Source organism: uncultured Candidatus Puniceispirillum sp., from assembly GCF_963979125.1.
In the GTDB taxonomy this organism is placed as follows: domain Bacteria; phylum Pseudomonadota; class Alphaproteobacteria; order Puniceispirillales; family Puniceispirillaceae; genus Puniceispirillum.
On record NZ_CAXBVX010000011.1, the window covers coordinates 1 to 16,223 of the forward strand.

The following is a 16,223-nucleotide window of genomic DNA, read 5'->3' on the forward strand; positions in this document are numbered from 1 at the left end:
GCAGTTTGACAAAACACCCTGAATCAGTAGAATCATTGGAAATCACATTGAGGTGATGACCTTATCTATAGCGTTGATTTTACTAATGAAATCTCTAGGAAAAATGGTAGCGGAGGAGGGACTCGAACCCCCGACACGCGGATTATGATTCCGCTGCTCTAACCAGCTGAGCTACTCCGCCACATGGCGTTGGTCAAATATCTTTGGTTTCGACCTTGCGTGGGGAGTTTTAATGCGATAGGCGTAGCTAGGTCAAGTGCTGTTATGTCAAACTTGTCACTTAATTACCGCTTTCATGGCGCGGGCATATGTCTCATCATTCGGGCCATAAGGGAAACCATCATGCTAGAAAGTTTCATCACTGCCTTTATCGTCTATTTCGTGGTTATAGATCCGATTGGCAATGCGCCCATTTTTCTGGCGGTAACCCAGCATCTTGACCGTACCGCCAAAACACGAACCGCGCTGGAATGTTCGCTAGTGGCCTTTGGCATCATGCTGTTTTTCGCGCTATGTGGTAGCTGGATACTTGTTTATCTCAGCATTTCGATCACCGCCTTTAAAATTGCTGGTGGCATCATTCTGTTGCTGGTGTCGCTAGATATGCTGTCGGCCAAACGGCAAAAGCGCAAAAAACAAGGCAGTGACAAAGCCACCGCTTCTACTGAAAATGTGGCTGTCTTTCCACTGGCAATTCCGCTTCTTGCGGGTCCTGCGGCGATCACATCGGTAATGGTGGTGTCTGCCGATTTGTCGGGCGATGCGGCGCAAAGCCTGATTGGCTATGGCGCACTGGGCGCTGTCATGGGGACAACAGCGGTGATATTGGTGCTAACCGGCCTTGCACAGAATTTCATCGATCCGCGTATCGCCTCGGTGTTTTCGCGAGTCACTGCCATTATTCTGGCGGCACTTTCGGTGCAATATATAATTGACGGTCTGCTTGAACTTGGGCTTATGGGTACCGCCAGATAGATTAGCCGCAATCGGCGTTCAGCCCCCGCATCTAACCACTGGAGTCAGCCTATTAAAGCGGCTATGCTAGCCCTGTTTTATTGAGGTAGCTATGCAACAGGATATTCTGATTATTGGCGTGTTATTTCCCGCCATTCCCCTGATGATGATCAATTTTGGCAACCGCTATTCGGTGCTCGCTACTCTGATCCGTCATCTGCATGACAATGTGATCCGTGATAACACGACGCCAGATGACGCCTCGCGCTTTTTGCGCCAGATCGCCAGCCTGCGTAAACGCCTGCAACTGATCGGTATTGTCCAGACCTGTGCGGCGACAGCCTTTGTGGCGGCGCTTTCGGCAATGATTGCCATGTATCTGGATTATGTTTCCTTTGGTAACTGGTTGTTCTTTACCGGCATCGTGCTACTGATGGTCGCCATGTCGCTTTTCATGTTGGAAATTCAGATCGCCAACCGCGCTTTAGATGTGCATCTATCCGATCTTGAAGACCGCCAGGAATGGGAAGCCTTTCTTCATCCCCCGCGCAAATCACGGCGTAACAAATCCACGGCGAAACGCGTCAAACAGTCAGCCACCACGAAACCCGACGATGACAGCATACTTTAATAGGATTTAGCACCCGTTTTGGATCATATAGCGGCTATTTCAGCACCCGCAAGCGGCGCGGCAGAAATCCAACCACCACCAAGCAGATTTTCCGGATCAGCCGCATCATAGATTGCCGCCGCCTGCCCCACGGCAATGCCGAATTGCGGCGCATCCAGACGCACAACCGCGCATCCGTCTGCACCTGCCTCCAGCAAGGCTGGCATCGCTGGTGCCGTATTGCGCAACCGTGCCAGCACGGGATAGCCTGATGCGGGTGCGCCGCCACCAGCAACCCAACTGGTTTCGTTCAAATGCACTTCAAAACAGGCAAGCGCACTTTGTGGGCCAACAATGACACGATGCGTTGCTGCATCAATGCCTACTACATAAAGGGGGCCCTCCGCCTCGTCAGCATCCTTGCGCCCGCCAATACCCAGCCCGCGGCGCTGACCAATCGTATAATCAATCACACCTTTATGCTGGCCTAGAACCGTACCATCAAGATGCACAATTTCACCCGCTTCGACCGCACCTGGCCGCAAGCGCCGCACAACATCACCATAGCGGCCATTCGGTACAAAGCATATATCTTGGCTATCGGGCTTTTCGGACACCGCCAAGCCATATTTACGCGCCAGATCGCGGGTTTCATCCTTGGTCAGACCACCAAGTGGAAAGCGCAGATAATCCATTTGCTCGGCAGTTGTCGCAAACAGAAAATAGGATTGATCTTTAGACCCATCAACACCGCGCCGTAATACCGGACCATCGGGTGTTTCAAGCCGCTGGACATAGTGACCCGTGGCCAGACAATCGGCACCAAGTTCGCGTGCGGTTGTCAGCAGATCGGTAAATTTGACTGTCTGGTTACAGCGCACACAGGGAATAGGCGTTTCACCGCGCAAATAGCTATCGGCAAAATCTTCCATCACCTGATCGCGGAACTTGGATTCATAATCCAGTACATAATGCGGAATACCCAGCCGCGCCGAAACCGTCCGCGCATCATGAATATCAATGCCGGCACAACAGGCACCCTTGGCCTGAACCGCAACCCCATGATCATACAGCTGCAAGGTAATGCCAATGACTTCATAACCCTCATCATGCAACATCGCGGCAGTCACCGATGAATCAACACCACCCGACATCGCCACGACAACACGCGTATCACCGGGCGCTTTGGTAAAGCCAAGCGAGTTTTTAGCTGTTGAATGATCTGCTGGCACATCATTAGTCTGCACTGACGCAGTTGCGTCAGCGGCAATCAAATTTTTGCTAGCTGTTTCAGCTACAGACATTGAAATAATCCCTACATATCATCCGGAATTGTCAGGCGTAATCCATCAAGCTCAGCCGACATTTTCAGCTGGCAACCCAAACGTGACGTTTCGGTCAAACCAAAGGCAAGATCGAGCATGTCTTCTTCATCCTCGCTTGGCCCACCGGTTTTGGCGAACCAATCCGCATCAACAATCACATGGCAGGTTGCACAGGATAAACAGCCCCCACATGTGCCTTCAATGCCAAGATTGGCATCGCGGCCTGCTTCCATTATACTCACACCATCATTAACGCTGACATTATGTTCGGTGCCATCTGACTTTACAAAAATGATGTTTGGCATCGCCGTCACAACTCCTATTTCAACTGGTTATGTCGCCGGACTGCTATCTAGTGCCGACCTAAATTCTACCGCTTGTACAACTCAAGAAAGACATCTGCAAGCCTTTCAAAGTCAGTTTGCTTTGTTTGCCAACCGCCAGAAATACGCACAGCCTGACCTGCCAGATCACCAGCCTTCATCGCAGCCAGCACATGACTTGATTTGACCTTGCCTGAAGAACAGGCAGACCCGGCGCTGATGGCCACACCGGCAATATCAAGCGCCATAACCATTGTTTCGGCAGACTTGCCTGCAATAGCAAGACAACTGGTGTTGCCTAGGCGCAAAGCCTGGTGGCCAAAAACATGTGCGCCAGACACGGTCTTTCGCATCACATTTTCAAATTGATTCCGCCATTTTGACATGGCATCATAATGGGCAACATCGCCAAAAGCGGCTGTTGCAGCGGCACCAAAACCAGCAATACCGATAAAATTTTCTGTTCCTGACCGCCGCCCCTGCTCCTGACCACCGCCCCGTAGCAAACTGGTCAGCGCATTTCCTGGCTTTACCAGCAAAGCCCCCACACCCGTTGGCCCACCAATTTTGTGCGCTGACAGGCTGGCATAATCAAGATCCAGCGCGGCAAAGTTAAAATGATCCTTGCCCAGTAACTGCACCATATCGCTATGCACGGCGATATTATTTTCATGCGCTAGCGCGGCAAGTTCGGCCAATGGCTGAATAACACCGGTTTCATTATTTGCCGCCATAACTGACAGAATGGTTTTTGGCCTTTGTTCATCAGGTAATCCAGCCAATACATCACGCGCGTGATCCAAATCAATTATGCCATCGGGCGTCACATTGATGATACTGGCATTCAAGGCACTAGCGCGCACCGAATCATGCTCAATCGCCGACATAACAACATGATCAAAGCCTGCCAGAGCCAGATTATTGGACTCGGTACCACCGCTGGTAAACACCACATCCGCGGCTCTTGAACCCGCTAGCAAGGCAACTGATTCACGCGCCGCCTCAACGGTCAGACGCGCGCTACGGCCAAACGAATGCACCGATGACGGGTTCGCAGGCGCACCCATCGCCTTATGCATCGCCGCCGATGCTTCGGCACGAAGCGGCGCTGTAGCGTTGTTGTCAAAATAAAGCGGCGACGTTCCCATCAAACTTGGTTCCGGCTAAATGTTAAAAAAAGACAATTAAGATTTTCGGGAACGGCCACTTGGGCGGCTAGTTTTACCAGCCTTGTCATGAAGCTGGGTTGCCGACATACGGTCTTCCATATCATTTAGACGGGCACGCAAACTTTGCACCTCATCAACCAGAGCTGTGATGATGCGCTCGCGCGGGTCGGCATTGGCCATATCATGTACTGCATAGGGCTGAAAACTATCATCGACGGTTTTGCTTGCCTTTTTGCTGGTCATCTGACGCGCAGGAACACCGACAACGGTTGCCCCTTCTGGCACATCTTTGGTGACCACCGAATTACCGCCAACACGTGCGCAACGATTGACCGTGATATTTCCCAGAATCTGGGCACCCGAACCAACAATCACATCATCACCCAATGTCGGATGACGCTTGACCGATCGTTGGGATTCGGCATCGACAGCTGGCAAAACACCGCCAAGCGTGACACCCTGATACAATGTTACATTATTGCCGATTACAGCCGTTTCGCCGATCACGACGCCAGACCCATGATCGACAAAGAACCCGCATCCGATTGTCGCGCCTGGGTGAATTTCGATGCCGGTCAGCCAACGGGCAATCTGCATGATCCAGCGCGCAATAAACTTTAGCCCCATTTTCCACAAAGTGTTCGATAAACGATAGGCAACCATCACATGAAAACTTGGATACAGAATTACCGCAGCAAAACGATTGCTGGCCGCGGGGTCACGCGCCATTATTGCCTTTAGATCACGGTTCAGTTTTGCAAACATAATTGCATTTTCTTTCATCTGGTTAACGATCTGCACAAAGCTGACTTGGCGACCGCGCCTTATTAAGATATAAGCCGTTCATTAAATAGCACAAGTGGAGCAGAAAAAATATGCCTGAGGTCATCATTAACGGCCCTGAAGGTCGCCTTGAATGTCGCTACATGCCAGCCGAAGCAAACGATGCCCCAACGGCGCTGATTTTGCATCCTGAGCCAGATAAAGGCGGCACCATGAACAATCGGGTGACCTATGCGCTTTACAAATTGTTTCAGGCGCGCGGTTTTTCTGTCATGCGTTTCAATTTCCGTGGCGTTGGCCGAAGTCAGGGCATATATGACAATGGTGAAGGCGAATTATCCGATGCCGCGACCGCCATGGATTGGTTGCAGGCACAAAACCCGTCGTCACGTCAATGCTGGATAGCTGGCTTTTCATTTGGATCATGGATTGGCATGCAACTAATGATGCGCCGCCCCGAAATTCAGGGCTTTATTTCGGTGACACCACCTGCTGTTACGCATGACTTCTCGTTTTTGGCACCTTGTCCAGCATCGGGATTAATCATGCATGGCGAACTTGATGAACAAGTACCACCCGAAAGTGTCGAAAAACTTGTTGAACGTCTTTCGATTCAAAAAGGCGTCAATATCACTGTCGATGTTCTGCCAGGTGCAAACCACTACTTTACCGAGCATCTTGACCCGATGATCGAACGCGTTGAAGCTTATCTGAACGACTCGATTAACGAAGATGATTTCGACCCGCTTGCCTGATTGCAGACAAGCACTTTGTAACGCCGCTTACGGCTATATTTAAGTTGAATAACATGACCAATAGATCAGATCTTATCCGGCAATATACCGAACGTGGCTATATTCATCAGGCCACGAATATTGAGGCACTGGACGATGCGGCCAGTAACAAGGTTATACCTGCCTATATCGGCTTTGACTGCACGGCGGATAGCTTGCATGTCGGATCGCTGGTACAGATCATGATGTTGCGCATCCTGCAAAAAACTGGCCATAAGCCGATTGTACTTATGGGGGGTGGCACGACCAAAGTAGGCGACCCATCAGGCAAAGATACAGCGCGCCCATTACTCTCAGATCAGGACATCGAGGCAAACAAGAACGGTATCAAGACGGTATTTGAAAAATACCTTAAATTTGGTGATGGCCCAACCGACGCGATCATGGTTGATAATGCTGACTGGCTTGATACGCTTGGCTATATCCGTTTTTTACGCGACTTTGGCCCACATTTTTCCATCAACCGTATGATGAGCATGGATTCGGTCAAAATCCGGCTTGATCGCGAACAGCCACTTTCGTTTCTGGAATTCAATTACGCGATACTTCAGGCCTATGATTTTCTGGAGCTACGCCGCCGTTATGGCTGTTTGTTACAGATGGGCGGATCGGATCAGTGGGGCAATATTGTCACTGGCATTGACCTTACCCGCCGCGTTGATGCGCAGGAAGTTTTTGGCCTTACATCACCGCTTATCACCACAGCTTCAGGTGCCAAGATGGGCAAATCTGCCGATGGTGCTGTCTGGTTGAATGAAGATAAATTATCAGCATTTGATTTCTGGCAGTTCTGGCGTAACACCGAAGACGCCGATGTTGGCCGTTTTCTGGCCCTGTTTACCGAACTACCAATGGATGAAGTGAACCAGTTAGCCGCGCTTGAAGGTGCCGACATTAATGACGCCAAAATCGTGCTGGCAAATGAAGCGACAGCTTTATGTCATGGTTCGGACGCCGCCGCACATGCCATGCAGACAGCCCAGCAAACATTTGCTGGATCTGGCGTTTCCGATGGCTTGCCGCAATTCAGCCTTGCTGCCGATCAGGCCGATGGGCTGGACATGATCGAAGCGCTGAACATTGTTGGTTTTGCCACGTCAAATGGCGAAGCGCGACGCTTGATCCGTGGCGGTGGAGCGCGGGTCAATGACATTGCCGTGAATGACGAAAATATGCGTCTGACAATGGCTGATTTTATCGATGGCAAGGCCAAGATTTCAGCGGGCAAAAAACGTCATGCCATGCTGGTGGCTGGCTAGTTCGCTTCAGCGCCAAAAAGACGCTCGCTCTCGCGCTTCAGCCACTCTGGACTGAACAGATCACGCAACACACCTGGTGCCAATGACGCCGCATTGATCGATGTTTTTGGATCGTCAATATCGCCGACCATACTGAACTGTGTTGTGAAAATGCCTGTCTTATCAATGCCGGTCAGTACATTACCAAGCAACGGGACAGCCCCGATTAATTTGCTAAGCTGGCTGGCGGGAACCACATTTCCAGCAATATCCATGTGACGCGTGTCCTTATTAAAACGCCCAACAACGGCAACACTCACCGCACCACCGCTTGCTTCCATCCGCGAGATAGAAATATCTGCGCCGCGCTTTTCAAACCTAGCGACGCCACTGCTGAACGCGGTGCCTTCTCCTTCAACCAGACCAATGATTCCTGCTGGCCCTAAAAGCGAAAATATGCGGATTGCTCGTGGGGCTTCAACCACATTAAAATCGGAAATTTTGATATTGGTGTTGAACGACGAAAAATCTTTGCTGATGAAATTATTCTCCAGCCGGATTGTTCCAGAACGGATTGCATCGGTAACCCCAAGCCCGGATAGCATCCGTCCCGCATTTTTAGATGTCAGCACAAGAACAGCCTGATCGTTATTATTTCCATTAAAGTTAATTTGCGTTTCTGCGCCACCAATCAGGCCAGCACCCCGAAGCTGATCTCCGCGTGGACCAAAATCAACCGTCATCTGACCTTCGCTGACCAGTGGTTTGCCTCTGGCCAGCAACGTGCCAGAAAATACCGCCTGACCATTACCAGCATCATCGCGAGACCCTTGAATATGTCCGGATAATGCGTTTTGCGCATCGATAAAAATCGTGTCTGCCGTTACATCAAAAGTAACCGGCACCCCCCCGCCAATACCCTTGTTGCGGCGCAATGGCACGAGATCAATCGTGCGGGCGGCGGCACTGACATTCCAGCCGCCATTCTCGCTTGTTTCGATAATCAAATCGCGGATATCATTACCTGGCATTGTAAGCTTGTTGAAAAAGGCCGCTTGCACACTGCCATCTAAACCTAATGCCAATTGTCCCTTGGCCGCCAAGGTTCCCAGTGACAGATCAATATCCTGTATGGCTGTAACCACCCCGTTCCGCAGAATAAAGCTGGCACTCACAGTGCCGTCTTCAGCCGGAAATTTAGCCCAGTTCAGAATCGGCACATTGATCGACGCATCGGTCAGATTGGTCGATAGATTGATCTGGGCATTATTCCATCCGGTGGACGAGTTAAAACCAATCTTTGCACTGGCATTACCAGCAATATCCAACCCGGACATTTTTGTAAAAATATCTGTCAAAATTGGCGACGATTCAAATTGTCCTACAAAATTCACTTCGCGCGTCGCCGCATTAGTTTTAAAGGTAAAGCTGGTTGGCATGTCAAAAACGCTGGCATCACCGGTAATATCAACCTTGTTCTTTTCAAATGAGGCGATCATTGATGTCGCCTGTAGGTCAATTCCAAAAGGCAGGCCAGTGATGGTGGCATTGCGCGTGGTGGCATTGACCGCGGTCTCGGCATTGGCAAATTTAGCACCCTTGCGCAATGGAAAGCGCGTTGTAAGTGACAATTCGGTGGTGCCATTTACGGTCATTTTTTCAAGGTCGATTGCACCCACTTTCGAGCGCCCCGTACGTTTAAAAATATCAAGCGCTGTTACCAGCCCACCCTCTGCTTTCAGGGATAGGTCAACCGTTCTTTCCCCGGTGGTCAGAACCGGACCAATTGTCACCCGCCCGCTATCAAGTGTAAAATCTTCAAGCTGGCCCGAAGACGTGGTTATATTCAAGGCCGTGTTATCCAGAACAAGATCCGCATCAACACCGGTGATAAGCGGCATGTTTGATGCCCATCTTACGGTCGCATCCTTATAGGAACCAGTGCCTGACAAATCACGCAATACCGGCTTTTGGGTCTCTGGCGAAAGGGCACCTGCTATCGAGATGCGCGCATTTTCAAGATGCCCTGTCAAAAGATTATCATGCATCCAACGTCGTGTTTTCGCCAACGCCCATTGCGGCCATAACGCCTGAAAAAAGCGCGCATCCAGATTTTCAGCTTCCAGACTCATGCTAAAATCATTCGGCGTCCAGTCGGATGCGATAAACATATTACCACTCAGCTTGATAGCACCCGCCTCAGCAAGATCAGCCGTAAATGAATCAACCTTGAGATCACCTTCATGAAAAGCCATGTCTAGCGTGGCTTTATTAATCGAAACGGATTTCGCAAAATCCTCCAGCAATAATGAACCATTTTTAAGGTCAAGTGCCACATTGGCACCCAGAATTTCTCCACCAACACCGATATTGATATCCATGGTGCCATCGACTGTGCCAACAATGCGTCGAATCTGACCTGCAGATAAATTGGCGCGCACACTGTCAAACTTTGTTGTCATATCAAGCTTTGATAGTTTTAAGATCGACGTATCGCGGTTGAATGCCCCAATAAATTCAGCGCCAAGATTACTGACGATTCCTCCAGAAAATTGGCTTTGTAATTGCGCCTTGATCATCGGCGCAAGGTCATCTGGCCAATCATCAAAAACCGATTGTAACCGCACGCTGTTTGCATCAATTTTACCTGACAAAATTGGCGTGGGCGCGCTGAGCTTTTCAACCTCACCGGAAAAGGCAAAAGACCGATCATCATCAAGCAGAATCTGCGCCTTTGATACCGTCGCAACATCAATGTGACTAAGATAGTTAAAAGCAATTTCGGCAGATTTGAACGCGCCGCGCTGTCTACTGGCTGTTTGTGAAAGATAGCCATCAGCAACAATGACATCACCAAATACCGATGTGACAGTCGCATGACTCATCTGCACTTTTAAAAAACCAGACAAGGTTCCAAAATGGCTTTGCCTAATCATTGAAATATCAAGATACTCTGCAATATCTGCCAAATTAAGTTCATCAGCAGTTATATCGGTAATAAAATCTTCACCATTCGGCAAACCAGCAAATGTGATCGTCAATGTCCCCGCATCAACACCATCAATCAGTCTTTGCCCCCGAATGCCACCAATAATTTGGCCGGACTCTTCAAGCTGGGAATCTATATAAATACCGGTAAGCTGAATCGGCGCCAACGCACCTGTATCATCTGACACCGTCACAAGATCGGTTTCAATGCTGATATGTTTAAGGCCTTTGAAATTAAAGGTAGGTGTATTTTCTGCCACGGTGGCAGTAGCAAGATTCGCATCGCCGTCAGACGAGGCCCCAACTAAGGCGCTAAACAATGCGGTAGATTCAGATCCCGACCAGCCAGTAGCTGATTTGACAAGATGAATTTCCATGCCGCGCAAATTGAGTGCCAGCGGCATACCTGTCCACAGACTTTTGAAACCGAATTTGACCTCACCTTCAGGTACGATGACTGCACCATCGTCAAAGCTGAATGTTATATTTTCTGCCTTTACCGATATTGGCGTTGGTGAAATGGAAAATGCAAAGCGCGCCGAACCAACCTCGGCTGAAACAACAGGTGACACTTTGGACAGTTCATATTCCAGATATTGACGCAAACCCCCTGCCTGAACGATGATATAACCAACGATACCGGCAATCAGAACAATAATAAGCAGTAATGTCGTGAATACGAGTTTCACCTTGTCTGCGCCTGATGTGTGGCCCACTAGAGACACCCGTCTTACTCCTGTTATTTTATCGCACTAGATTAAGTGTATGCTATCGACAAGATAGCATTGTCTTGCAGACACCACCATCATTCCTATTTAATAGATTAGAGTGCTAACATTAATCCGACCCAAGAAAAACCGGAGATTTCAATATGCTTGAAACTGGAATGGCTGTTCCCCAATTCGTCGTACCTACCGATAAAGATGATTTCAATGTCGCAGATCATCATGGCAAAAAAATGGTGGTGTTTTTCTTTCCACGGGCAGACACATCCGGATGCACAAAGGAATCAATTGCCTTTTCAGAATTGATGGATGATTTTGCCGCCACCAACTGTGTGGTGATTGGTATTTCCAAAGACACACCTGCCAAACAAGCCAAGTTTCGTGAAAAATACGGCCTGACCTGTTTGCTAGGCGCTGATCATGAAAGTGACGTTTGCGAGCAATTCGGCGTCTGGGTAGAAAAATCAATGTATGGCAAAAAATATATGGGCATTCAACGCGCCAGCTTTCTGATTGATGCCAGTGGCAATGTGGCCGAAGTCTGGCCTAAAGTAAAAGTTGATGGCCATGCCACCGCAGTCCTTGAGGCAGCGCGTGCCCTATAAAAGCATATATGAGTAAAAAATTGATATGAGCCACGCTACGCTGACTGATGGCATTGTTGACTGTATTGCCACCCAAGATGCTTCGGAAAAAGCGCGTAAAACGCGGGCATTGGTCGCTGAATGGCGTGGTGGCAACATCACCACTATTGGTGATTGCCCGCCGCCAGATCGTCCAGGACGCCCGCTCACGCCCGAATTACGCCGCCCGGGTGATGTGCCAAAGCGTCGCATCACTGGCGGCGTTGCTGGGCGTGTTGCGCTGATCCATGCGATCGCCCATATCGAACTGAATGCAATTGATTTGGCGCTTGATATGGCTTGTCGTTTTCTTGACCAGCGATTGCCACTCGATTTTTATCATGACTGGCTATCGGTTGCCGATGATGAAGCACGCCATTTTCTGATGCTGAATGACCGGCTGGCTTTACTTGATGCGCAATATGGTGATCTGCCTGCCCATGACGGATTATGGCAAGCGGCACAGAAAACCGCACATGATTTGCTGGGGCGTCTGGCGATTGCCCCATTGGTGCTGGAAGCGCGCGGACTTGATGTAACACCAACCATGATCAATAAACTTAATGACGTTGGCGATCATGAAAGTGCCACCGCACTGGGCATCATCATGTATGATGAAGTCGGGCATGTTCTGATTGGCAAACGCTGGTTTGACTATGTATGCGGCATGCACCGCCGCGATCCGGTCAGTAGCTGGCATATGCTGGTGAAACGCTATTTCAAAGGCCCGCTCAAGCCACCATTCAATATCGAAGCACGTGCGGCGGCACATTTTTCAGCGGCCTTTTACGGTCCACTTTCCTATCGCGATGATCTTGTATCATCATCACCGAAACGTTAGCGGCTAACCGTCGCTAGTTCGAAATACATTTGTGATTATCTATTGGCTCTGGCTAGTCGCGTTGCATGCCAACCCGTGCGGCAAGACTAGCCTCGATGAAACCATCAAGATCGCCATCAAGCACGCCCTGAGCATTGCCCTTTTCAACATTTGTGCGCAGATCCTTGACCATTTGATAAGGATGCAGAACATAAGACCGAATTTGATTACCCCATCCAATATCTGTTTTGCTGGCCGCCGCATCTGATGCAGCTTCTTCACGCTTTTGTAATTCCAGCTCATAAAGGCGCGCTTTCAACATATTAAAAGCTGTAGCGCGGTTGCGATGCTGTGACCGGTCATTCTGGCACTGCACAACAATATTGGTTGGCAAATGCGTGATACGGATTGCCGAGTCCGTTTTGTTCACATGCTGGCCACCAGCACCCGAGGCACGATAGGTATCAATTCGTAAATCCTTATCTTCGATCTCAATTTCAATATTTTCATCAACCACTGGATAAATCCATGCGCTGGCAAAACTAGTATGTCGTCGCGCTGAGCTATCAAAAGGCGAAATGCGAACAAGACGATGCACCCCGGACTCAGTTTTCAGCCATCCATAGGCATTTTCACCATCAATCCGCATAGTAACCGACTTGATACCAGCTTCCTCACCCGCGCTTTCTTCGATCATCTGCACCTTATAGCCACGCTGTTCACACCAGCGTCCATACATGCGCACCAACATCTGCGCCCAGTCCTGCGCTTCAGTACCACCAGCACCAGCATGTATTTCCAGAAAACAGTCATTCGCATCAGCTTCGCCAGATAACAGGCTTTCAAGCTGGCGTTTATCTGCTTCGACAACAAGCTTTGTCAGCGCCGCTTCGGCTTCGCCTACAACATCATCATCGCCTTCAGCAAGCCCCAGTTCGATCAAGCCAACACAATCGTCCATTTCGGACTGCATGTCTTTGATCAGATTAATCTGGCGCTCAAGTCGGTTCTTTTCACGCATGACATTCTGCGCCACGGTCTGGTCATTCCAGAAATCGGGCAAGGTTGTCTGCGCTTCAAGATCATTCAGGCGCACCACCGCTTCATCAAAATTGACGTGTTTGCGCAACAATTCCAGCGTTGATGAAATAACATCGATTTTGGCTTGGGTCTCGGCCTGCATCGTCTCTCTCTTCTGTAAACCTTGCACGTACCTAACGCGACAACGCCACGCTGACAAGTTTATATGATCTAGAATAGGTCCTGTGTCGCTAAGCCATTGTCCGGCCCGTTAGCCTTTGCACCACTTGGCGCATCAATTAACTGGCCACCTGGTCGCTGATCTGGTTTGAACACTTCCAGAATTGCCTTTTCATGTGTTGCCAGCACCCGCTCGCCTGTTTCGGCATGAACGGGAATAATCGATATTCCATTTGGACGCCGGAACGGAATCACTGGTTTGTCGGCAAGTGCCTTGACCATGAAATTACCAAATATAGGCACAGCCACTGTCGAACCTGTTTCGCGCTTGCCAAGTGGGCGTGGCGTGTCATAGCCAACAAACACGCCCACCACCATATCTGGCGCAAAGCCAATAAACCAGCCATTCGTATTGTCATTGGTTGTACCTGTCTTGCCTGCAAGCACTAGATCAATTCCTGACAACAAACGGCCTGTACCGCGCTGGATAACACCTTCAAGCATTGATACCATCTGGAATGCTGATGCTGGCGAGGTCAGTTGTTCGCGCGTGTCAGGCAAATCGGGGATAGCTTGATTATCCCATATTGCGCTTTCGCAGCCATCACATTGCCGTTCATCATGCCGATAAATGGTTTTGCCATGTCGATCCTGAATCCTGTCGATCAGACTTGGCGTGACCTGTTTGCCGCCATTGACCAGCATGCCATAGGCCGAAGTCAGCCGTATCAGATTGGTTTCTCCCGCACCAAGCGACATTGACAGTAGCGGGGGTAAATTATCATTAATGCCGAAACGGCGCGCATAATCCTGAATTTCAGGCATGCCCAGCTTCATCGCCAGACGCGCTGTCATTAGGTTGCGTGACTTTTCAATGCCAACACGCATGATCGATGGGCCATAAAACCGCTTTGTATAGTTTGCGGGTTTCCATTTCGGCTTGCCTTTCCCCTGATCAACAACCAGGGGCGCATCAAGAATGCGCGTTGTTGGCGCATAGCCATTATCCAATGCTGCCAGATAGACAAAAGGTTTAAAGGCAGACCCCGGCTGGCGCATCGCCTGTATAGCGCGATTAAACTCGGAGTCGGCATAATGATAGCCGCCACTCATCGCCAATAGACGTCCTGTATGCGGGTCCATCGCAATAATTGCGCCTTCAACCGCCGGACGCTGGCCAAGCGCATAGTGATACGGTTCTGGCTTAAAACCATTGCGGATCAGATCAGGCGTTTCGCTTGGCGGCTGGACAATGACAATATCGCCAGCCGAAAGCGCTTTACGCAGGTCTTTGAGCGGTTGCGGGCGCACCCCATCGGCATCGCGTGGCGGATAGGCCCAAAATGCCAATTTGAACGGAATTGTTGCCGCTTTGCCATTCACGTAAATCTGGGCTTCGCGGCGCGCTACATCGGTGACAAGGGCGGCATAATGATTTGGGCGCAGTTGCTTCTGATAGCGGGCTAGCGTTGTTGCGACATCTTCTCCAGCTTCAAGACGGCCAAGCGGACCACGCCAGCCTTGGCGACGATCAAGTGCTTCAAGGCCACGTTCCAAAGCTGTATCAGCAACTGCCTGCAAATGCGGATCGAGTGTCGTGCGGATCGATAACCCCCCGCCATATAGCGCATCTTCGCCATAATTTTTCATAATCTGGCGGCGCACTGACTCGGTGAAATAAGGGGCATCAGCACCATCAGCACCAGTGTCCGGCACAATCACCAGCGGTTTGCTTTTAGCTTGTTCAGCCTGTTCAACCGAAATATAGCCATTTTCCTGCATCTGGTTCAGTACCCAGTTACGGCGATTAACCGCCGCTTTGGTTTTGCGGATCGGATGATAATTGCTGGGGGCTTTTGGCAAAGCCGCAAGATAGGCCATTTCCTCAAGGTCAAGCTGGTTCAATGCCTTGTCAAAATAGTTTAGCGCCGCCGCCGCCACGCCATAGCTACCCATGCCAAGATAGATTTCATTGAGATAGAGCGCCAGAATCTGATCTTTGCTAAAGGCGCGCTCCATACGTAAGGACAGGATCGCTTCCTTGATTTTGCGATCGATCGACACTTCGTTAGTCAACAGAAAATTCTTCGTAACCTGCTGGGTAATTGTCGAGGCACCAATCAGGCGTTTTCCCCGCCCGTAATTGACAACATTCGTCGCCACTGCCCGCGTCAGCGCTTTCACATCAAGGCCAAAATGGCTGTAAAAAGCCTTATCTTCGGCAGAAATAAACGCATGAATTAATTGTGGTGGAATCGCATCAATCGGCACAAAAAGCCGCTTTTCATTGGCATATTCGGCCAAAAGCGCACCATTGCCTGCGTGAATACGGGTTAACACTGGCGGTTCATATTTTGCCAGCTGGCGATAGTCAGGCAGGCCTTTTCCATAGGTCCAGAAAACCCATAGCACAGCTGAAACGCAAATCACCATAGCGATGATAACCAGCGATATAAGAATTGAAAATGCCTTTACCATAGCGCCTAAGATAGGCCATGAATTTGGCGATGATATGGCATGTTTTACCGGCGCAGACGCATAATCACCCCCTGCATCATATGCAGAAGCATCATCATTATCATTTTGCGAATCAACAGACACGGAACGGGCCACAATTTTCTTGAGATTTAAACACTGAATTTGCCACAACTGCCCCGATCATGAGAGATGG

At 49.8% G+C, this 16,223-nt stretch carries 13 protein-coding genes and 1 tRNA gene; 6 read left to right on the plus strand and 8 right to left on the minus strand.

Annotated features, from left to right (window positions below):
• Window positions 1-104 precede the first annotated feature (104 nt).
• Window positions 105-181: transfer RNA gene (locus ABNT28_RS02380), tRNA-Met, on the minus strand.
• A gap of 161 nt (window positions 182-342) precedes the next feature.
• Between ABNT28_RS02380 and ABNT28_RS02385 the strand changes: the two genes are divergently transcribed.
• Both ABNT28_RS02385 and ABNT28_RS02390 read left to right on the plus strand, forming a co-directional pair.
• Window positions 343-975 carry a MarC family protein gene (locus ABNT28_RS02385; protein WP_332924020.1) on the plus strand — a complete coding sequence of 211 codons (633 nt, stop codon included), beginning with the start codon at window positions 343-345 and terminating at the stop codon, window positions 973-975.
• Between the two features lie 91 nt (window positions 976-1,066).
• On the plus strand, window positions 1,067-1,585 hold the full coding sequence (locus ABNT28_RS02390; RefSeq protein ID WP_332924019.1) for a DUF2721 domain-containing protein: 519 nt from the start codon (window positions 1,067-1,069) through the stop codon (window positions 1,583-1,585).
• 23 nt (window positions 1,586-1,608) lie between these two features.
• On the opposite strand, the gene mnmA is transcribed toward ABNT28_RS02390, so the two are convergent.
• The 4 genes from mnmA to cysE all read right to left on the minus strand — a co-directional run bounded on the left by mnmA (window position 1,609) and on the right by cysE (window position 5,164).
• A complete protein-coding gene (mnmA, locus tag ABNT28_RS02395; RefSeq protein ID WP_348720955.1) occupies window positions 1,609-2,868 on the minus strand; it encodes a tRNA 2-thiouridine(34) synthase MnmA in 1,260 nt (419 codons plus the stop codon).
• 11 nt (window positions 2,869-2,879) lie between these two features.
• A complete protein-coding gene (locus ABNT28_RS02400) occupies window positions 2,880-3,194 on the minus strand; it encodes a 2Fe-2S iron-sulfur cluster-binding protein (RefSeq protein WP_348720956.1) in 315 nt (104 codons plus the stop codon).
• 65 nt (window positions 3,195-3,259) lie between these two features.
• Complete coding sequence (locus ABNT28_RS02405; RefSeq protein WP_332923330.1) at window positions 3,260-4,360, minus strand: cysteine desulfurase family protein; 1,101 nt, start codon at window positions 4,358-4,360, stop codon at window positions 3,260-3,262.
• Window positions 4,361-4,396: 36 nt separating this feature from the next.
• A complete protein-coding gene (gene cysE / locus ABNT28_RS02410; protein WP_348720957.1) occupies window positions 4,397-5,164 on the minus strand; it encodes a serine O-acetyltransferase in 768 nt (255 codons plus the stop codon).
• A 92-nt stretch (window positions 5,165-5,256) separates the two neighbouring features.
• Here cysE and ABNT28_RS02415 point away from each other — a divergent pair, with 92 nt between their 5' ends.
• Both ABNT28_RS02415 and tyrS read left to right on the plus strand, forming a co-directional pair.
• Window positions 5,257-5,919, plus strand: a complete 663-nt coding sequence (locus tag ABNT28_RS02415; RefSeq protein ID WP_332923332.1) for an alpha/beta hydrolase — start codon at window positions 5,257-5,259, stop codon at window positions 5,917-5,919.
• Window positions 5,920-5,972: 53 nt separating this feature from the next.
• Window positions 5,973-7,217 carry a tyrosine--tRNA ligase gene (gene tyrS / locus ABNT28_RS02420; protein WP_348720958.1) on the plus strand — a complete coding sequence of 415 codons (1,245 nt, stop codon included), beginning with the start codon at window positions 5,973-5,975 and terminating at the stop codon, window positions 7,215-7,217.
• Here the strand turns inward: tyrS and ABNT28_RS02425 are convergent.
• Window positions 7,214-10,873 carry an AsmA-like C-terminal domain-containing protein gene (locus tag ABNT28_RS02425; protein ID WP_332923334.1) on the minus strand — a complete coding sequence of 1,220 codons (3,660 nt, stop codon included), beginning with the start codon at window positions 10,871-10,873 and terminating at the stop codon, window positions 7,214-7,216. The genes tyrS and ABNT28_RS02425 overlap by 4 nt on opposite strands.
• 182 nt (window positions 10,874-11,055) lie before the next feature.
• Here ABNT28_RS02425 and ABNT28_RS02430 point away from each other — a divergent pair, with 182 nt between their 5' ends.
• Complete coding sequence (locus ABNT28_RS02430) at window positions 11,056-11,514, plus strand: peroxiredoxin (protein WP_332923335.1); 459 nt, start codon at window positions 11,056-11,058, stop codon at window positions 11,512-11,514.
• Between the two features lie 25 nt (window positions 11,515-11,539).
• Window positions 11,540-12,373: a ferritin-like domain-containing protein gene (locus ABNT28_RS02435; protein WP_332923336.1), complete on the plus strand. Its 834-nt coding sequence runs from the start codon at window positions 11,540-11,542 to the stop codon at window positions 12,371-12,373.
• A 52-nt stretch (window positions 12,374-12,425) separates the two neighbouring features.
• Here ABNT28_RS02435 and prfB read toward each other — a convergent pair whose 3' ends face one another.
• On the minus strand, window positions 12,426-13,535 hold the full coding sequence (gene prfB / locus ABNT28_RS02440; protein WP_348720959.1) for a peptide chain release factor 2: 1,110 nt from the start codon (window positions 13,533-13,535) through the stop codon (window positions 12,426-12,428).
• Window positions 13,536-13,603: 68 nt separating this feature from the next.
• Window positions 13,604-16,153 carry a penicillin-binding protein 1A gene (locus ABNT28_RS02445; RefSeq protein WP_332924207.1) on the minus strand — a complete coding sequence of 850 codons (2,550 nt, stop codon included), beginning with the start codon at window positions 16,151-16,153 and terminating at the stop codon, window positions 13,604-13,606.
• Between the last annotated feature and the right edge of the window lie 70 nt (window positions 16,154-16,223).